Origin of the sequence: Streptomyces racemochromogenes (assembly GCF_044129415.1) — a bacterium.
Lineage (GTDB): Bacteria > Actinomycetota > Actinomycetes > Streptomycetales > Streptomycetaceae > Streptomyces > Streptomyces racemochromogenes_A.
This window is the reverse complement of the sequence record NZ_JBBDHD010000321.1, coordinates 1-545: the sequence shown is the minus strand read 5'-3', so window position 1 is coordinate 545 and position 545 is coordinate 1. Positions and strand designations below refer to the sequence as shown.

Below are 545 nucleotides of genomic sequence, written 5' to 3'. Positions count from 1 at the left end.
AGCCGTGCCATGAGGGCGTGTTCGACGAGGGTGATGAGTGCGCTCTTGGCGTCCGCGCGGTGGCGGGCGTCGGTGGTGATGATGGGGGCGTCGGGGCCGATCTGGAGGGCCTCGCGGACTTCTTCGGGGGTGTAGGGCTGGTGTCCGTCGAAGCCGTTGAGGGCGATGACGAAGGGGAGGCCGCTGTTCTCGAAGTAGTCGACGGCGGGGAAGCAGTCGGCGAGGCGTCGGGTGTCGACGAGGACGACGGCGCCGATGGCGCCGCGGACGAGGTCGTCCCACATGAACCAGAAGCGGTCCTGTCCGGGGGTACCGAAGAGGTACAGGATCAGGTCCTGGTCCAGGGTGATGCGGCCGAAGTCCATGGCGACCGTGGTGGTCGTCTTGTCACCGGTGTGGGTGAGGTCGTCGATGCCGGCCGAGGCGCTGGTCATGACGGCTTCGGTGCGCAGCGGGTTGATCTCGGAGACCGCGCCGACGAACGTGGTCTTGCCCACGCCGAAGCCGCCCGCCACCACGATCTTCGCGGAGGTGGTGGAGCGAGC

General features: G+C 68.3%; 1 protein-coding gene. It reads right to left on the bottom strand.

The features are described from left to right. Positions 1–545 (bottom strand): GTP-binding protein (locus WDV06_RS37075; RefSeq protein WP_395514191.1); only part of this gene is annotated, 545 nt, incomplete at both ends.